An 18866-nucleotide genomic window follows, 5' to 3' on the forward strand; every position below is an offset into this window, starting at 1 on the left:
AAAACATCGCAGCCTATAAAACAATTTTTTGGAATCCGGGGCCTAAATATGGAAAGGCATCAACAAAAAAAGTCAAAAAAAATATGTTTTGGATATTTTGAAGGTGTTTTTTATGTTTTTTTTATTCATATCAAATAATTCTAATCCATTACATATTAGATATATATTGATATTTGCTCATGTTTAAGCTGGTTTTGAATAAAATTTAGGCTTTAAAAATAATATCCACATTTTGTTCAATGAATCGTGAAATGTTGTGATTTTTATTTAAAAATGTAGGTGGTTAATGCATTTTTCAATTTTAGGAAAGGAGGGGAGGCCTGCAACGTTGCCATGCAAGGTGCGAGCAGGAAGGGAAGGTAGATGCTACGATAGCGGACGATCGCACCCACGAAAGGGATGATGTAGCCGATCAGGAGCATGCCGGGGAGGGCGAGAAGAAGACAAGCTGCGAGCAGTGAGCTGCGAGCGGTGAGCTGGGGGCTGAGAGCGGCGAGCTTTGAGCTGAGAGCGGCGAGCTGTGAGCTCTGAGCTTCAAGCTTCAAGCTGCAAGCTGCAAGCCTTGAGTTTTGAGCAGGAGCTTTTCGTTTGTGGCTTGCAGCCCGGATAAGCGCCAGCAGGGCCAGGATCCAGATGGCATAAAGCTCCAGGGAGAAAAAGAGATAGATCTTCTGTCCTCCGGCGCCGGGGGTGGGTTGGAACAGTCCATTGAATAACGCGTCCGGGAGGACGTGCCACAGGCTATTCCAGGTGGGTTCCAGCAGGGGCAGGGGGATACGGGAATTACCGGTAAGCGATTGATATTCCTGTTGCCGGGAGCTGAGGGTGTGCGGGATCAGGGCGAGGATAGGAGGGTTTGCCCAGGAGAGCAGGGATATAAGCAGTATAAGCGCTGCTGCGGCGATCAGGAGGGTACGGCGGCGGAGGTGCATTTCAGCTGCTGTCCACCAGGCAAGGGCGGGCAGCAATCCTATGGCGATGGCGGGGCGGAAGAAGATGGTGAGGCCGGTGAGCGCAAGGCCCAGGAGGATGCGGCCGGTTGTCCAACCTGTTCTGAAAGAGCGGTGAAGGGTATAGAAAAGCCACCCCAGCATGGCGTAAATGATCCCTTCGGTGTGCATGCAGGATGTCCAGAACAGGACGGAAGGCAACAGCAGCATGGAGGCTGCGCTAAGCGTGTCATGACCAAACCTTTCATAAAAAACGCGGAACAGGGCGATGTGACCGCCGAAGGTGAGGAAGGTGAAGAAGAGGGTGTTGATATAGAAATTATCAAATGACAGGAAGTTGAAAAGCACATGCGTCCATTCGATGAGGTTATGCGGCAGGTAGGCGAGGGAGGAGTTGTCTGCCCAGAAGGCATGGAAGTCGGTGAACAACAGGTGGCGGGTGACAAAGCTATCCTGGAAGAAAAGCCATATGTCTCCGTGGTTGGGATAATATTTATATGCGACCCAGGTATGCAGGCATCCTGCGGCTATCCGCAGCGCAAAAAAGGCGAGCAGCATGCCGGGCTGGATGTCCCTGAAGAAAGGTCGACGGGTGATGATCCATCCCAGGACGGCCGCATAAATAATAAACAAAAGGATGTGCATGGCTATCGATGTTCCTGCCGGGGCGTCAGCAGGGCCTTTATTTTATCGAGGTAAATATCTGCGACGATCTCCCGGGTGAAATGTTGAAGGACCAGCTCCCGGCCTGCTTCGCCCATCCTGCGACGAAGATCTCCTGTCAGATGACAATATTTTTCCATTTTGCCGGCCAGGTCGGCGCCGTCCTTTTCTTTACAGAGGAAGCCGTTGACCCCATCCCGGACCACCTCCCGGCAACCGGGCGTGTCGGTGGCGATGAGTCCCTTGCACATGCTGGCGCCTTCCAGCAGGCTTAACGGCATTCCTTCCCGGTAGGAGGGCAGAACGACACAGTCTGCCTTTTCGATGAATGGAGCCACGTCGTCCGTGTCACCCAGGTATTGTATCAAGTTCTTTTCCTGCCATTCTTCCACCTGCCGCCGCGAAATGGCAATGGGGCTGCCTTCGTCAAAAAATCCCAGCAGCTGGCACTGCACCGGCAGGCCTTTTTGTTTCAGCAGCTCGGCGGCCCGGATAAACTCATGGATACCTTTATGGCTGATGATCCTGGCGATGAGCAGGAAGACCACTTCTTTTTTATCTGCTGCGGATGGGGCTGGGTAGAAAGCCGCGGTGTCCACGCCTTCCCCCGGCAGAATAAATGCTTTTTCTTTCTTTACCAGGGCCTTCTCTATAAAAAGCTGTTCGTCATCCTTGTTGAGAAACCATGTCTGGATATTGTGTCTCAATGCCTTCCGGAGCTTTGCCTGTGCGAAGGCCCGGAACCACCTGTTTGAAAATGCATAGCCCAGGCCTGTAAAGACGCTGATGGAAGGACATTTGGTCCTGGCGGCTGCCCTGGAGCCGTATAAATTGGCTTTAACGGTGTAATGGAAGATGAGGCCCGGCTGGATCTGACGATAATGGAGGGCCAGCTCTCGTTGCAGCTGGATATTATGAATAGGGGAAATGCTTTTTGCCCGGAATTTATTCAGCTGGATAAAAGTGAGTCCTTTAATGTCCTCGAATTTCTCCGTATACTCGTCGCGGGGGGCGAGCACAAAGACGGAAAAGCCTTGCTCTATTAGTTTTTTCAGGAGATATAATCTGAAATTGTAGATGCTCCAGCTGGTGTTGGCTACAAAAGCAATTCTTTTATTGGAAGGCATACGGGACAAACCTACTGATTCATATTCATTTATTCAATTTTTCCCTTGAAGGGATGCACCAAGGGGGATTAACGGAGGGATTTCGTACTTTTGCGGTCTCTTATAAAATAACATGGAAATAAGCGCAAAAACAGCCGAAGAGCTTAGACTTACCCCGGAAGAATTCGAATTGATCCAACAGAAACTCGGCCGCACTCCCAACTTTACAGAGCTATGCGCTTTCAGCGCCATGTGGAGCGAGCACTGCAGCTATAAGAACTCGATCAAATGGTTGAAGACCCTTCCCCGCGATGGGAAGAAGATGCTGGTGAAGGCCGGCGAGGAAAATGCCGGTCTGATGGACATCGGGGACGGTTATGGCGTCGTATTCAAGATAGAGTCGCACAATCACCCTTCGGCGCTGGAGCCTTTCCAGGGCGCTGCAACGGGCGTGGGGGGTATCCATCGTGATATCTTTACCATGGGGGCAAGGCCGATCGCCTCCCTCAACTCCCTTCGCTTCGGCAATCTGAAAGAGTCCAAGACGAAGCACCTGCTGTCCGGGGTGGTCCATGGCATTGGTCATTACGGAAACTGTTTTGGCGTGCCGACCGTAGGCGGTGAAGTTTATTTTGAAGACTGTTACCACACCAACCCACTGGTGAATGCCATGAGCGTAGGGATACTAAAAAACGGAGAGACCATCTCCGCCACTGCCAAGGGAACGGGAAACCCTGTGATCTTTGTCGGCAGCGCTACGGGCAAGGATGGCATGGGAGGCGCTTCTTTCGCCAGCGCGAATATCACCGGCGAAAGCGTCAAGGAACTTCCTGCCGTACAGGTGGGTGATCCTTTCCAGGAAAAGAAATTGCTGGAAGCCTGCCTGGAGGTGATCAAAACAGGGGCTGTGGTGGGCATGCAGGATATGGGCGCCGCGGGCATCATCTGCAGCACTTCCGAAATGAGCGCAAAGGGAGAGGTGGGTATGCATATCGACCTGGATAAGGTGCCTGCCCGTCAACAAAATATGAAGGCCTGGGAGCTTCTGCTCAGTGAAAGCCAGGAGCGTATGCTGATGGTCGTTGAAAAAGGCCGGGAAGCGGAAGTGGTCGGCATTTTCGAAAAATGGGATCTTCCTGCCGCTACGATCGGTCATGTAACGGACGACGGCATCCTTCGTTTCTATATGAATGGAATGCTGGAAGCTGAGATCCCCGCCTATGAGCTGGTGTTGGGCGGCGGCGCTCCCCAGTATGACCGGCCTTACAAAGAGCCGGGTTATCTCTCAAAGATCAAGGCTTTTGATCCTGCCGCCATCGAGGTGCCGGATGATCTGCGGAGCATTGCCGAGCAGCTGGTGGCCCTGCCCAATATTGCTTCCAAGAGATGGATAGCTGTCCAATACGACAGTACGGTGGGTACTGCCAACACTTCCACGAACCAGCCCAGCGATGCGGCCGTCGTGCTGGCAAAGGGAACCGAACGAAGTGAAGGTTCCGAACGAGGACTGAGCGACGCTCAGGACCGAAGTTCTGGCAAGGCGTTGGCGATGACAACGGACTGCAATAGCCGCTATGTATTCGCCGACCCGTATAAAGGGGCGATGATCGCCGTGGCGGAAGCAGCCAGGAACATCGTATGCAGCGGCGGCCAACCTCTTGGAGTGACTAACTGTCTTAATTTCGGTAACCCATACGAACCGGAAGTCTACTACCAGTTTGTCAATGCCATCAAAGGCATGGGCGAGGCCTGCCGGAAGTTCGACACACCGGTGACGGGCGGCAACGTCAGTTTCTATAACCAGCATCCCGGAGGCGCGGTGTATCCTACGCCTACGATCGGCATGGTGGGGTTGCTGGAATCCGTAAAGGACAAGATGACGCTGAACTTCAAGGAAGAGGGAGACATCATCTTTTTATTAGGTAAGAGCAGCAACGATATCAGCTCATCGGAGTACCTGCATAAGTTAAAAGGTGTCGAGTATAGCCCGGCCCCGCATTTCGAATTGGAAGAAGAGCTGTTATTACAGGATACGCTGAGCAAGCTGATCCGTGGGCAGCTGGTCCGCAGCGCGCATGATGTAAGCGAAGGCGGGCTGTTCATCACGCTGGCTGAGTCCGCTTTTCCCAATGGCCTGGGTTTCGATGTAGTGGCTTCGGATGCGGAGATCCGTAAGGATGCTTACTGGTTTGGAGAAGCCCAAAGCAGGGTGGTCGTCAGCGTTGCTCCCGACAAGGTGGAAAGTTTCAGGAAAGCATTGGGCAAGCTGCCTTACGAAGAGATCGGATTTGTTACCAACGGGTCTTTTGAAGTAGATGGAATGGAGTGGGGTACGGTGAATGAATGGAAGGATAAATATGATCAAACCATCGAAAATTATATGACGGGACTGGTTGAAATGGAATAATATGGAAGGAACGATCAAAGCACAGAAGGAATATATTGTCGTGACGGGTGCTGCGGGTTTTATCGGCAGCTGCCTGGTGGGTTTTCTGAACCAGCATGGGCTAAAGGACCTGATCCTGGTGGATGAGTTTGGCGACGAGGAAAAGGAACGCAATTTACAGGGAAAGGAATTCGCCTGTAAGGTATGGCGGGAGAAGTTCTTCGACTGGCTGGAGAAGAATCAACCCCGTATCCGATTTGTCTTTCATATTGGCGCCCGCACAGATACCACGGAGTTCGATTATTCTGTTCATGAACACCTGAACGTTGCCTATTCCCAAAAGATCTGGAACTATTGTACTGCCAGGCAGATAGGACTGGTCTATGCTTCTTCCGCGGCAACCTATGGGGCCGGAGAGCTGGGGTACGAGGACAATCACGCCCTCATTCCCCGCCTGCAGCCGTTGAATGCCTATGGGGTATCGAAAAATGAGTTTGATAAATGGGTCCTGGAGCAGAAGGATCACCCTCCTTTCTGGGCGGGGCTGAAGTTTTTCAATGTATATGGTCCCAATGAGTATCACAAGGCGCGAATGGCCAGCGTGATCTTTCATTCTTTCAACCAGATCAGGGCCAACGGCAATGTAAAGTTGTTCAGGAGCCATCGGCCTGAATACAAGGATGGCCAGCAGCTGCGGGATTTTGTATATGTGAAGGACCTCTTGAAAGTGTGTTACTGGCTAATGGAGAACCGGCCTGCTTCCGCCATTTATAATCTTGGGACGGGTAAGGCGCGGAGCTTCGAGGACCTGGCAAAGGCCACTTTTGCCGGACTGGACCTGACGCCGAGCATTACTTTTATCGATATGCCGGAAGACATCCGGGACAAATATCAATATTTCACCGAGGCCACTATGGATAAGCTGCGTGCAGCCGGATATACGGAGAAATTCTATTCGCTGGAAGAAGGAGTAGGAGATTATGTGCGGAATTACCTGGCTAAAGAGCAATATTATTAATACCATAATGAATAAGAAAATAGCCATCATTGGCGGCGGCAATCTCGGCACTGCCATCGCGGAGGGGTTGATACAAAGCGGCTTTGTTCAGCCCAAGCATATACTGGTGACAAAGCGGAATATACAGACCCTGCATGCGCTGGAAAGGAAAGGCGTACTGGTGAGCGATAAGAATGCGGAAGCGCTGCGTTATGCGGACCTGGTCATCCTGGCCGTGAAGCCTTTCCAGGTAAATGATATTCTGGGCTCGCTCCGGGAGGAGTTCAATGAAGAAAAGCATGTGCTCGTCTCGGTAGTGACGGGGATCAGCATCGGGCATATTGCTGCAAGCCTGGGAAAGAGGGTGCCTATCGTCCGGGCCATGCCCAACACCGCCATTGCCATACAGGAGAGCATGACCTGTCTTGCGGCGCAAAATGTCAATGAGGAGCAGCTGCAGTATGTCCAGGATATCTTTGGTCAGCTGGGCAAAGCGGTGAGGATCGATGAAAAGCTGATGGATGCGGCCACCGTCCTGGGCGCCTGTGGAACTGCCTTTGCCATGCGTTATATCAGGGCCAATATCCAGGGGGGGATCGAAATAGGGTTTGATGCGGCCACGGCGACGCTGATTGCCGCCCAGACCGTTAAAGGGGCCGCCGAGCTACTGTTGAAAAAAGGCACCCATCCGGAGCAGGAAATCGACAAAGTAACGACGCCCAAGGGATGTACCATTGCCGGGCTGAACGAAATGGAGCACCAGGGTTTTAGCTCCTCCCTTATTAAGGGCCTCGTGGCCAGCTATGATAAAATTGCTAAAGACTAATACTTAGGTAGAACTATAGTAAAGGCATTAGCAGGGACTACATGCCAGACTGTATGAACCCTTATAGTCCAACTCTTAATCATATTATTTATTAGTATAAAATGTGCGGGGTAAATAGGACAAAACTTGTTGAAAATGTGGGGGTTAACCCGGAATTTTACGATTGCAAGGGTAATAAAATGGCTCTATCTTGCGTTTGATTATTGCTTTATGAAACCTAAAGCACAGTTAATCAATCCCAAAGAAACAATTTGTAAATCCAATTACACCATGAAAAAAGGAAAGACCACAACCCTTGTTGTTCTAGCCGTGGAGATCCTGACCATTACGGTACTACATGCCGTAAAGCTCAGTCACTCTGAGAAACTGACTTCTGCGAGGGAAGTATCGAAGAATGTCTCTTCTCAATCCGAAAATCAGGAAGATTCCAGATCGGGATCGACTTTCTCGCTGGCATCGTACAGATAGAAGAAATAGTTAATTTGTTTTGATAGACCGCCCGATGGGTGGTCTTTTTTATGGGAGGTTGACCTGATGGTGTGGGTGGGTTTAGGGAGGCGAGATTGACCTGACGGTCTGGGGAGATTAAATAGGCGAGGTTGACCTGACGGTCTGGGAGGGGTTATTTAGGCCGCTAATGATGGCCCTTCGGGCGACACGCCTGTGGCGTGTCTTTATGGCGCTTCGCGCAAACGGCCTCCGGCCGTTTTTTTTGGGCGCGAATAGAAATAACTGTACCTTTACATGACCTCTAGGAATTTCCCTTTTCTGTTGGTTCTCAGCAGGTCAATTCAGACAGGTTTGCAGAAATAAGATCAAAATTACAATTGTCATTGTTTGCTTCCGATTCGACTGTAAGAAGGAAGCAAGACCCCAGGTCATTTTCGCCATTTGATGAAGTATGGACCGGTGATGTAAGTTATTGTTTTTTGCCTGTCGCCCAACAATAAAACAATGCATTTAATAATAAATTAATTGACCATTTTATGGCGAAGTATATTTTTGTTACAGGTGGCGTGACATCTTCATTGGGCAAAGGAATTATCGCGGCTTCACTGGCCAAGCTGCTGCAAGCCAGGGGACTAAGGGTAACCATTCAGAAGTTTGATCCATATATTAATGTAGATCCAGGGACGCTGAATCCTTACGAGCATGGCGAATGCTTTGTGACGGAGGATGGCGCTGAGACGGACCTGGACCTGGGACATTACGAGCGTTTTCTGAACCTATATACATCGCAGGCCAACAACGTAACCACCGGCAGGATCTACCAGACTGTCATCAATAAAGAAAGAGAGGGCGCCTACCTGGGCAAGACGGTGCAGGTGATCCCGCATATCACCGACGAGATCAAGCGGAGAATGCTGCTGCTGGGTCAGGGCAATAAATATGACATCATCATCACCGAGCTGGGTGGTACGGTGGGGGATATCGAGTCCCTTCCTTTTATTGAGGCAGTCCGTCAACTGCAATGGGAGATGCCCGAGGAAGATTGTGTGGTGGTGCACCTTACGCTGATCCCCTATCTGAAAGCTGCCAAAGAACTGAAGACAAAGCCTACACAACATAGCGTGAAGCTGCTGAGCCAGGAAGGCGTACACCCGGACATCATCGTGTGCCGGACGGAAGAGCCCCTGTCGCCGGATATTAAAAAGAAAGTGGCCCTTTTCTGTAATGTTAAACCGGAGGCGGTGATCGAAGCGGCTGACATGCCTACGATCTATGAAGTGCCATTGACCATGATGCGGGAGAAGCTGGACCTGATCTGTCTCAAGAAGATGAATATTACGCATTTTCATGAGCCTGAACTGTCCCGCTGGAAGGAGTTCCTGGATAAGCTGAAATATCCCAAAAGTAAAGTGACCATCGGCCTTATCGGCAAGTACATCGAGCTGCAGGATGCCTACAAGTCCATCCTGGAATCCTTTGTGCATGCGGGTGCGATGAATGAATGCAAGGTGCAGGTGGTGAATGTGCATAGCGAGTTCATTACGGACGAGAATGTCGCAGAGAAGCTGGGCAACCTGGACGGATTGCTCGTGGCGCCTGGATTCGGGCATCGCGGGGTGGAAGGGAAGATCATTGCCGTAAAATATGCCCGTGAGAACAGATTGCCTTTCTTCGGCATCTGTCTGGGTATGCAGATGGCTGTCATTGAATTTGCCCGTAATGTATTGGGACTCAAGAGTGCGCATTCGACCGAAATGGATCTTCATACGCCGGATCCTGTTATCGACCTGATGGAAGAGCAGAAGCAGGTGACGGCCAAGGGGGGGACGATGCGGCTGGGAGCTTATCCCTGTGTCCTGAAAGAGGGGTCATTGGCCATGCAGATCTACGGGAAGCCCGAGATCAGCGAAAGGCATCGTCACAGGTGGGAATTTAACAATGCGTATCTAAGCCAGTTCGAGCAGGCCGGTATGACCCCCAGCGGCACCAACCCGGAAAGCGGCCTGGTGGAGATCATCGAGCTGCCTCATCATCCTTTCTTTATCGGGGTGCAATATCATCCGGAGCTGAAAAGCACGGTGGAAAGCCCGCAGCCTATTTTTGTTCATTTCATCAAGGCAGCCAAAGAGTTCGCCGAAGCGAAGAACGCGGTGCGTAACCCGCTTTTGCAAAGCGAGATGATATAATTATTCGTAAAATAAGGGGGTCCGGGCTCGCGCCGGGCCCCCTTATCCCTATATTTGCACTTCTTTAAAAGCTATCATAATGGGAATGGATCGCAATACGGTTATTGGATTTGTGCTGCTGGGACTATTATTATTTGCCTACTTATATCTTTCCACCAAGAATAGCCACCAACTGGAGGCGCAACGGAGACTCATCGAAGACTCCATTTCCAAAGTGAAGGCGCGGCAGGCGGCGGAGGCAAAACTGCGGGATACCGCCAGGACGACGACCACACTTGACACCAACGGTATCAACAACGTTATCAATGGAACGGAGCAATCACTTACGGTGGAGAACGAGCTGTTGAAGATCGTTTTCAGCAATAAGGGCGGCCAGCCGGCGTCTGTCGAGCTGAAGAATTTCAAATCCTACGACAGCACGCCCGTGAAGCTGGTGGCACCGGGTACGGATAACCGCCTTTCTTATTCCATCAATACCGGCGCCGGCGGAGTGCTGCAGATCGCCGATCTTTATTTTCATGGGGGCCAACTGGTGAAGAATGCGGATGGCAGTCAGACCGTGAGCTATACCTTACCGACGCCCGGCGGGCAGTCCATCATACACCAATTCACCGTTCGTCCCAATGATTACCGCATCGACTGGAACGTGACCGCCAATGGCGTGGACAAGCTGTTTACGCAGAATACCTTTAACCTGGCTTGGCATGCTTATGTGGGACGCACCCAGCGGCATGCAAGCGTGGAGAGAAGGCTGATCAGCTTTTGCTATTATGAGGACGAAACATTCGATTTTATATCGCAAAAATCTGAGAGAACTTTTGAAAAGCCTGTGAAATGGCTGTCGGTCACCCAGCAGTTCTTCAATACGTCGCTTATTGCAGGCCAGGGCAACAGCTTTACCGGAGGGAATGTGCACCTGGTGAGGGATAACAATGACACGAGCAATACGCTGGCCCGGGCGGAGGTGAACATGCAGACTAAATTTGCCGCTGCCGCGTCCAGCAGTTTGCCTTTCCAGCTGTATTACGGTCCCAACGATTTCAAGATCCTGGAAAGCCAGGCGACCGGCATGACCAAGATCATCGACCTGGGCCGCGGCGTATATTCTTTTGTGCGCCCGATCAACGTGTATATCATCATGCCTGTGTTCAACTTCTTTAAGGCGCATATCGCCAGCTTTGGGATCGCGATCCTTTTGCTGACGCTCTTTATCCGCCTGATCACCTCTCCGCTGGTGTACAGCAGCTACCTCAGCGGCGCCAAAATGAAGGCACTGCGGCCGGAGATCGAGGCTATGAAAAAAAGGGTAGGGAATGATCAGCAGCAGGTGGGAATGGAGCAGATGAAGCTTTTCCGTGAGGCGGGCGTGAATCCTTTGGGAGGCTGTATCCCAGCCTTGTTACAGATACCTATCTTCTTCGCACTATACAGTTTCTTTAATTCCAATATCGGTCTGCGGGGGGAATCCTTTCTCTGGAGCCCGGACCTTTCGACCTATGACAGTGTCCTGCATTTCGGATTTTCTATTCCGGGTTATGGCGACCATGTCAGTCTTTTTGCTTTGCTGGCCGTGGTCACCAGCTTCCTGATCTCCCTGTATGGGATGAGCATGACGCCTGACCAGAGCAATCCGGCCATGAAATACATGCCTTACATCATGCCTGTCATGCTGCTGTTGTTCTTCAACAACCTGGCATCGGCGCTGACCTGGTATTATACCGTTTCCAACGTCATTACCCTTATTCTTCAATTCGTCATTCAGAACTATATCATCGATCACGATAAGATACTGGCAAAGCTGCAGGAGAACAGGAGCAAGCCCAAAACGAAATCCAAGTGGCAGGAGCGGCTGGAGCAAATGCAGGAAGCGCAAAAGCAGGCGCAAAAGACCCGTAAATAGCTGCGGAGGGCATCCAAAGGGCGGATTTGTGGTTCTCAATGGTCTTTCTTATTTTTAATAGCTATAGATAACAGATAGTTAAGGCCAAGCCAATGAAAGTACTAACCTTGATCGCCGCAGCAGGAGCTTTGTTCCTGCCGCATATGGAACCGGAGACCGCGCAAAAGAAAGTATCCGAGCTAACGCTTGTATACGACTATTCCGTCGTCAATGGCAAGACTTCTTCAGTCAGTGAAAATGCCACGCATACCGTTTATATAAAGGGCAACAAAAGCCGGAGCGAGATTGTCAGCCCCATCTTTTCCTCTACCGTTATTTTTGATGCCAGTACGGGTTTCGGTGTCATTCTCAAGGAGGTCAGCGGACAGAAGCTGCTGATCCGGCTGAACCCTGACAATTGGAAGGAAAGGAACCGGCTTTATGACGGAATGGTCTTTAAGACGACTACCAGCGAGACGAAGGAAATAGCCGGGTATAAATGCCAGAAAGCTACTGCAACGACCCATTCGGGCTCCACCATCACCGTGTTCTATACGAAGGACCTTCTGACCGAGAACAAGGAATATGATCCCCCTTTCCGCAATTTGGAAGGATTACCCCTGGAATATGAGCTCGCCAGCGGGGAAGTCAAGATCAGCTACAGGGTGTCGAGGATCAGCCTGAATCCTGTACCCGTTTCAAAATTCGATATACCGAAGTCGGGTTATCGGGAGATGAACTATGAAGAGAGCAAGAAAATGAAAATCGGGGGATAAATCTATCGGAACAGCTTAGCGGTGCATTTTGATCCGGAGATCCAGCAACTGGAGGTTTGTCCTGGCGTTGCCGTCATTGACACCAGGAATATTCACCTTGTATTTGTAAGGCATGATGAATACGCTGTTGCCATTCTCGTAAGTAACGAGGGTATTGAAGGAGATCGTTGTCTTTGTCTTTTCCTGTCCCAGGAAGAAGCTGCCACTGTAAGCAGGAGTTGATTTCAGGGTAAAGTTACCGGTGGTGCGGATGGGCGTGAACTCAGTCTTGAGAGGGACGCTTTTGTTGTTCTTTTTGTCTCCGCCGCCGCCTTTGCTCGCAAAAGCCAAACCGACCACTGCAAGCAGGAAGGTACTGACAACCATGTGTCGCAGCATCTTTCTCATCCGTATGGTTCTTGGTTTTTGCATTCTGGTTACAAATGTAGTGAAAAAAATTGGGACTTTTTTAACCGCTTATCCTAAATTTTAATAAATCTTTAACGCTGTGGTAAAGAAAAGGTTACATTTTAAGGGGATTTTAATCCCAGGATTCTTTCCACAATGGTCAAATCTCTGTTAATAAGTACGTCCTCCGAAGGATTTGGGTTGCTCCCCGGGGGTAAAAAATTTGCGGATAAGGGGGAATACTGTAAATTACGATAACCTTAAGCACATGCAAGAAAATCCATACCATCAGGACCGGGATGAAATGAAGGAGTTGCTGAAGCAGTATCAGGATCTGAAGAATGGGCGGCAGCATTCGTTCCTGGAGGAAGAAGCTTTTGAAAAGATAATTGACTATTTTGATGATACGGAGGACTTGCCTCAGGCGATAGAAGCGGTGGAGATCGGCATTGGGCAATATCCCTACTCTGCGGCCCTCCTGATCAAAAAGGCGGACCTGATGATCGCCACCCGCCGGTATTTTGAAGCCTTGGCCATTCTGGAGCAGGCGGAGCTGCTGGACGGCGCTGATATCAACCTTTATATACTGAAGACGGACGCTTACCTGGCACTTGACCAACAGGAGAAGGCTGTCGCATTATTAGAGAATGCCCTGCTGCATTTTGAAGGGGAGGAGCGTATAGAGCTTTTGTTCGAGCTGGCGGACGTATATGACGATTATGAGGAGTTTGACAAGATCTTCGACTGTCTGAAGCTGATCTTAGAGCAGGACCCGGGAAATGAGGAGGCCCTGTATAAGATCTGCTTTTGGACTGATTTCACCGGGCGGAATGAAGAAAGCATCCGGCTTCATCAGCAGATCATCGACGATAATCCTTATAGCGAGCTGGCCTGGTTCAACCTGGCGGCGGCTTTCCAGGGTCTGAAGCTGTATGAGAAAGCGGTGGACGCTTATAAATATGCCCTGGTAATAGACGAAAAATTCGACTATGCCTACCGGAACATGGGGGACGCTTACATTCGTCTCCGCAAATACCGTGATGCCATTGAATCACTGGAGAAGGTGCTGGAGCTGTCCCGGCCCGAGGACGTGATCTACGAGGCGATTGGGCATTGCTATGATAAGCTTGACAATTATGCCCAGGCCCGCTTTTATTACCGGAAGGCTTCACATTTGAACCCGGATGACAGCAAGCTTTACTACAAGCTTGCCTGTACCTATATCAATGAGGGGCAGTGGGGGCAGGCTGTCAAGCAGTTGGAGGCAGCCATGCGCATTCACACCATGCAGCCTGAATATAACCTGGCGATGGGGGAGTGCAAGATGCAGCTGGGGGAATTCAAGGAAGCCATACAATTCTTTTCCAATGTGGTCCGGATGAGGCCCCGAAATATATCCAGCTGGGAAGCGCTTATCCGTTGTCTTTACAATGCGGAATTCTTCGAAGAGGCGCTGGAGCAGGTGGAGGCGGCTATCCGAATCACCGGGGGGAAGCCTTTGTTCGTCTTTTACCTCAGCGCCATTTATTTTGCCCTGGGAAGATCAAAAGAGGGCCTGCTGCAATTGGAGAAAGCCATGGCCAAATCGCCGAAGCTCCTGAAGAAACTACTTGAGCTGAACCCGGTGATCCTGCAATACCAGCCAGTGGTGGATATCATCGCCCGGTATAAAAAGAATAAGTCTATCTAGCCATTACATTATCGCGAATTTTTTAATGTGAAATTTGTCGTGGACGATTCATACATTTGCGCCTCGTAAGGGAGCACCGAGCCAAAGACTTTAATCACGAAAGAAACAATAAAAGAGGATGAATTTCAAACTTACGCAGATTCCGGAAAGGATGTTGAAGCCGCGCCAACATGGCATTACGATGGTTATGGACAAGGGGTTGAGCATAGAGGAAGCCAAGAGCTTTCTCAGCGTGGCCCATCCGCATGTAGATATTGTAAAATTAGGGTTTGGCACCTCCTTCGTCACGCCCAACCTCAGAGAGAAGATAGAAGTTTATCAGTCATATGACCTGCCTGTATATTTTGGAGGTACGTTGTTCGAGGCTTTCCTCATCCGCGGCCAATTCCAGGACTATATTTCCGTGTGTAAGGATTATGGTATTACCCATATGGAAGTCAGCGATGGCTCGATCACCATTCCGCATGCGGAGAAATGCGGCTATATCGAAAAGCTCACCAAATATGGAACGGTGTTGAGCGAAGTAGGCAGTAAGGATGCCGAGCATATCATTCCTCCCTATAAATGGATCGAGCTGATGCGTGCGGAGCTGAGCGCCGGCGCTACCTATGTGATCGCCGAGGCCCGCGAAGCGGGTAATGTCGGCATCTATCGCGGCAGCGGCGAGGTGCGCGAGGGCCTGGTACAGGAGATCCTTACACAGATACCGGCAGAAAAAATACTTTGGGAAGCTCCCCAGAAGGCGCAGCAGCTTTATTTCATCGAGCTGATCGGCTGCAATGTGAACCTGGGTAATATCGCTCCTACCGAGGTCATTGCCATGGAAGCGATGCGCGTCGGCCTCCGGGGGGACACCTTCCATTTGTTCCTGGATAAAGAAGGGGTTAAATGAGAATATTCGGCCTGATAGGATTCCCTCTTTCCCATTCCTTCTCGCAGAAATATTTTACGGAAAAATTCCGGCAGCTGGGCATCACCGATTGCCGGTATGATCTCTATCCCATAGAGGATATAGCGGAGCTGCGGACCGTGCTGCGGAACCCCGGGCTTTGCGGCTTGAATGTTACTATTCCCTACAAGCAGGCGGTGCTTCCTTTTCTCCATGAGAAAGATGCTGTTGTCGCGGCGATCGATGCATGTAACTGCATAAGGATCGTCGATGGCGTATTACGGGGATACAATACGGATACTGTTGGATTTGAAGCGTCCCTTGTCCGGAAGCTGCAACCTCATCATGACCGGGCGTTGATCCTGGGTACGGGAGGGGCTTCGAAAGCGGTGGAGTATGTGCTTCGGAAGCTTGGGATCGATTATTTGTATGTTTCCAGGAATGTAGGGTATGGGGTCCTGCGCTACGAGGAGGTGACTGCGGATATTTTACGCAGGCATAAGCTGGTGATCAACACGACTCCCCTGGGCATGTATCCCAAAGTGGATGAATGTCCTTCGCTGCCCTATGAGGTCATTGGTCCGGAGCATTTTTTGTTCGACCTGGTATATAACCCGGCCAGGACCTTGTTCCTCAGGCGAGGGGAGGAGCGGGGAGCCCTTGTGGAAAATGGGTACGATATGCTGATCGGGCAGGCGGAGGAGAGCTGGAGGATTTGGACAGCTTCAAGCTAATAGCTGCAAGCTACAAGCTTCAAGCTGCAAGGGGTTTATTTAGGTCCGGCTTGTAGCTGTCAGCTTGTAGCTACGATGTTACGATAGTAGCCTGGTGCAGACTTCTTTAGGGACCGAAGCGATCTTTTTCAGTGAATAGTTATAGCATACCATACCGGTGCGGGCCAGGGCCACGGTGACCCATTTCTCATTTGCCAGCTTATCCAGCTTATAGTAGATATCGAATCCCACTCTCGAAAATTCGCCGGCCGCCACAGAGGCTTTGATACTTTCTCCATAGAAGACTTCGCTCCTGAACTCGATGGTTACATCCGCCATGATGATACCTGTGCCGGCCAGGTCCAGCTCCGTGTATTCGTGGTGTCGCAGGAACTGCATCCTTATCTCGTGCAGGATGGACAGGATGGAATCGTTGCCGACATGTCCTCCGTAGTTGAGGTCGGTGATGCGAATGGGGATCTCGGTTGTAAAGGTGAAATGTTCGGGCAGTGTAATTTTTGTCTTTGGCATAAGCAATGGTTTAGCGACGGGGCTGCATTTTCAGGAAAGCCACCAGCTGATCGGCTGCTTTCCGTCGATGGCTGTAATGATTTTTTTCTTCCATGTTCATCTCTGCAAAGCTGCGGGTAGCGCCATCGGGTGTGAAGACGGGATCATAGCCGAAACCTTGTTCGCCTGCGGGGTTGGCGAGGATGCGGCCTTCGCAGATGCCTTCGAACAGGTGTTCCTGCCCGTCTCGGATGAGGGAGATGACGGTACGGAAGCGGGCTTTACGGTCGGTGTGCCCCTGCAGCTTATGCAATAGTTTGTCGATGTTGTTGCTGAACGACCTGTCGTCTCCGGCATAGCGGGCGCTTTTTACGCCGGGTTCTCCATTCAGCGCGTCCACTTCCAGTCCTGTATCTTCGCTGAAGCAGTCATTTCCCGTGAGCCTATGGATCGTGGATGATTTTTCAGATGCATTGGCTTCCAGCGTTTCATGAGGCTCAGGGATGTCGATGTCAATGCCTGCCTGCTTCAGGCTGATCACTTCCAGCTGATCGCCGATGGCTGCCTGGATCTCTTCCACTTTATGGACATTGTTGGTAGCGAAGATCAGCGTGGGCTTATGGTTGATGGCGTTCATATTTCAAACATTGTTTTCAGGCAAACCCACAGTTTACTTTTCAGCAGCCTGCTTTCGTCGCCGGGTGCGACCAGCTCTTCCAGCGAAGGGGCCGTGAGGTAGGTGCACTGGTCGTATTTCTGGATCTTAAAAACGGGAAAGTCCATGGGGAGCCCGATGTCCGGGGGCTTGGGACCGAACAGGAGTATAAAGGCGGGCTGCAGCTGTTGTTTCAGTGGGGCAATGATCACGGGTGCGGCGGCGTGATTGACGATGGCTACGTCTCCCATGTTCATCCTGCAGGCTTCCAGCATGCGGGTGAGGACATTCAGCTGATCGTCGGGCAGGAAAGCGATGCCGGGAGAATGAACGACGATGGTTATGTTGCGGCGGTTGCTGCCGAGGAATTTGTAGGGGCTGCGAGCTTCGAGCGGCGAGCTTTGAGCTTCGAGCGGTGAGCTGTGAGCGGCGAGCGGTGAGCTGTGAGCTTCGGGCTTTGGGCTTTGAGCGGTGAGCGGTGAGCTTTGAGCGGCGGGTTGGGGTTCGGGTGCCGGGGCGATGGCCGTGCCCGGTCCTTCCGAAGCCATCAGGTTGTCCCTGTACAATTCCGAGACGACCAGGTCCTTCAGCTGAATATTATTGAGACTCATAAAATTATTCGTGGTTTTTATCCATTGCAGGCGGCCGCCCGTGTAGTAAATACTAACAATTGTTCGCAATGGCTTTGCAGGCACAAAGATTGTTTGTTTCTTTGTGGTTACAAAATTTTGACAACAATGATCGCTGCTTTGGACATACAAGTTACGAAATCGGCAAAGAGTAAAATAGACGAGATCGACTTTAATAATCTTCCATTCGGTAAATATTTTACGGATCATATGCTGGAGGTGGATTATGCGAATGGAGAGTGGAAGACACCGTCCATCCGCCCTTTTCAAAATCTTTCTCTTTCACCGGCCCTGGCCGCCATCCATTACGGGCAATCAATCTTTGAAGGCATCAAGGCTTATAAGGACAAGGAAGGGAATGCTTTCATCTTCCGTCCATATGACAATTTTGCGCGCTTTAACGTCAGCGCCAAACGGATGTGCATGCCGACGGTGCCTGAGGAGATCTTTATCGAAGGAATGCGTCAGCTGGTTGCCCTGGATAAGGATTGGATACCTATGAAGCATGATTATTCCCTTTATATCCGTCCCTTCATGTTTGCCACGGACGAGGTGATTGGCGTAAAACCTTCCGATACGTATAAGTTCATGATCCTGCTGAGCCCGACGGGTCCCTACTATTCCGCCCCCATGCGGATCTATGTGGAAGAGAAGTATACCCGGGCCGCCAAAGGGGGGATCGGGTTTGCCAAGGCCGCGGGTAACTATGGCGGCAGCATGCTGGCAACGGCCATTGCCAAGGAAAGGGGGTTCGACCAGGTATTGTGGACGGATGCTTTCGAGCATAAGTATGTACAGGAGATCGGCACCATGAACTTTTTTGTCATCATTGGCAATAAGGCTATTACGCCCGACCTGGAAGCCGGTACCATCCTGGAAGGGGTTTCCCGGGCCAGTGCGATCGAGGCCCTGAAGGAGCTGGGATATACGGTGGAGGAGCGGCCGATCAGCATCGACGAGATCATTAATGCACATAAAGCAGGCGAGCTCAAGGAGTTATTCGGGACGGGCACAGCGGCCACCGTCTCTATGATCCAGGAGCTGTGCTATGAGGACTATAGCATGAAGTTCGATACGAGCACCTGGAAGGCTGTTCCGGCCGTCAAGAAGCTGCTGACGGACATCCGGGAAGGCCGGAAGGAGGATACCCGGGGCTGGATGTTCAGGGTTTAGT

General features: G+C 50.9%; 16 protein-coding genes. 10 read left to right on the forward strand and 6 right to left on the reverse strand.

Annotated elements, in window-relative coordinates:
- Positions 1–263: 263 nt before the first annotated feature.
- Together Q4E93_RS16160 and Q4E93_RS16165 are read right to left on the reverse strand one after the other, a co-directional pair.
- Complete coding sequence (locus Q4E93_RS16160) at positions 264–1595, reverse strand: hypothetical protein (protein WP_303586904.1); 1332 nt, start codon at positions 1593–1595, stop codon at positions 264–266.
- A 2-nt stretch (positions 1596–1597) separates the two neighbouring features.
- Positions 1598–2740: a glycosyltransferase family 4 protein gene (locus Q4E93_RS16165; protein WP_303586905.1), complete on the reverse strand. Its 1143-nt coding sequence runs from the start codon at positions 2738–2740 to the stop codon at positions 1598–1600.
- 112 nt (positions 2741–2852) lie between these two features.
- On the opposite strand from Q4E93_RS16165, the gene purL reads away from it, so the two are divergent.
- From purL to Q4E93_RS16195, 6 genes are all read left to right on the forward strand, one after another.
- Positions 2853–5126 (forward strand): phosphoribosylformylglycinamidine synthase subunit PurL, encoded by a 2274-nt coding sequence (gene purL / locus Q4E93_RS16170; protein WP_303586906.1) that lies wholly within the window; start codon positions 2853–2855, stop codon positions 5124–5126.
- 1 nt (position 5127) lies between these two features.
- A complete protein-coding gene (gene rfaD / locus Q4E93_RS16175; protein ID WP_303586908.1) occupies positions 5128–6123 on the forward strand; it encodes an ADP-glyceromanno-heptose 6-epimerase in 996 nt (331 codons plus the stop codon).
- Between the two features lie 7 nt (positions 6124–6130).
- Complete coding sequence (proC, locus tag Q4E93_RS16180) at positions 6131–6928, forward strand: pyrroline-5-carboxylate reductase (protein ID WP_303586909.1); 798 nt, start codon at positions 6131–6133, stop codon at positions 6926–6928.
- A gap of 986 nt (positions 6929–7914) precedes the next feature.
- Entirely contained in the window at positions 7915–9564 is a 1650-nt protein-coding gene (gene pyrG / locus Q4E93_RS16185; RefSeq protein ID WP_303586911.1) for a CTP synthase, read from the forward strand.
- 85 nt (positions 9565–9649) lie between these two features.
- Positions 9650–11464, forward strand: a complete 1815-nt coding sequence (gene yidC / locus Q4E93_RS16190) for a membrane protein insertase YidC (protein WP_303586914.1) — start codon at positions 9650–9652, stop codon at positions 11462–11464.
- A 92-nt stretch (positions 11465–11556) separates the two neighbouring features.
- Positions 11557–12219: a hypothetical protein gene (locus tag Q4E93_RS16195; RefSeq protein ID WP_303586916.1), complete on the forward strand. Its 663-nt coding sequence runs from the start codon at positions 11557–11559 to the stop codon at positions 12217–12219.
- A 15-nt stretch (positions 12220–12234) separates the two neighbouring features.
- On the opposite strand, the gene Q4E93_RS16200 is transcribed toward Q4E93_RS16195, so the two are convergent.
- The gene (locus Q4E93_RS16200; RefSeq protein WP_303586918.1) at positions 12235–12606 is read right to left on the reverse strand and encodes a hypothetical protein; all 372 of its coding nucleotides are present in this window, start codon (positions 12604–12606) and stop codon (positions 12235–12237) included.
- 268 nt (positions 12607–12874) lie between these two features.
- Between Q4E93_RS16200 and Q4E93_RS16205 the strand changes: the two genes are divergently transcribed.
- From Q4E93_RS16205 to Q4E93_RS16215, 3 genes are all read left to right on the forward strand, one after another.
- Positions 12875–14296 carry a tetratricopeptide repeat protein gene (locus tag Q4E93_RS16205; protein ID WP_303586920.1) on the forward strand — a complete coding sequence of 474 codons (1422 nt, stop codon included), beginning with the start codon at positions 12875–12877 and terminating at the stop codon, positions 14294–14296.
- Between the two features lie 118 nt (positions 14297–14414).
- Positions 14415–15188 (forward strand): phosphosulfolactate synthase, encoded by a 774-nt coding sequence (locus Q4E93_RS16210; RefSeq protein WP_303586922.1) that lies wholly within the window; start codon positions 14415–14417, stop codon positions 15186–15188.
- The gene (locus Q4E93_RS16215; RefSeq protein ID WP_303586924.1) at positions 15185–15919 is read left to right on the forward strand and encodes a shikimate dehydrogenase family protein; all 735 of its coding nucleotides are present in this window, start codon (positions 15185–15187) and stop codon (positions 15917–15919) included. Before Q4E93_RS16210 ends, Q4E93_RS16215 begins: the two co-directional genes overlap by 4 nt.
- A 78-nt stretch (positions 15920–15997) precedes the next feature.
- Here the strand turns inward: Q4E93_RS16215 and Q4E93_RS16220 are convergent, their stop codons facing one another.
- From Q4E93_RS16220 to Q4E93_RS16230, 3 genes are read right to left on the reverse strand one after another with little or no spacing between them, the layout of a single operon-like run.
- The gene (locus Q4E93_RS16220) at positions 15998–16429 is read right to left on the reverse strand and encodes an acyl-CoA thioesterase (protein WP_303586926.1); all 432 of its coding nucleotides are present in this window, start codon (positions 16427–16429) and stop codon (positions 15998–16000) included.
- A gap of 10 nt (positions 16430–16439) precedes the next feature.
- A complete protein-coding gene (rdgB, locus tag Q4E93_RS16225; RefSeq protein ID WP_303586928.1) occupies positions 16440–17045 on the reverse strand; it encodes an RdgB/HAM1 family non-canonical purine NTP pyrophosphatase in 606 nt (201 codons plus the stop codon).
- Entirely contained in the window at positions 17042–17674 is a 633-nt protein-coding gene (locus Q4E93_RS16230) for a hypothetical protein (RefSeq protein WP_303586930.1), read from the reverse strand. Before Q4E93_RS16230 ends, rdgB begins: the two co-directional genes overlap by 4 nt.
- 126 nt (positions 17675–17800) lie before the next feature.
- On the opposite strand from Q4E93_RS16230, the gene Q4E93_RS16235 reads away from it, so the two are divergent.
- Positions 17801–18865: a branched-chain amino acid aminotransferase gene (locus Q4E93_RS16235; protein ID WP_303586932.1), complete on the forward strand. Its 1065-nt coding sequence runs from the start codon at positions 17801–17803 to the stop codon at positions 18863–18865.
- Position 18866: the final 1 nt, after the last annotated feature.

The sequence above is a fragment of the Flavitalea plasmicola genome, assembly GCF_030546645.1.
Taxonomy (GTDB): domain Bacteria; phylum Bacteroidota; class Bacteroidia; order Chitinophagales; family Chitinophagaceae; genus Puia.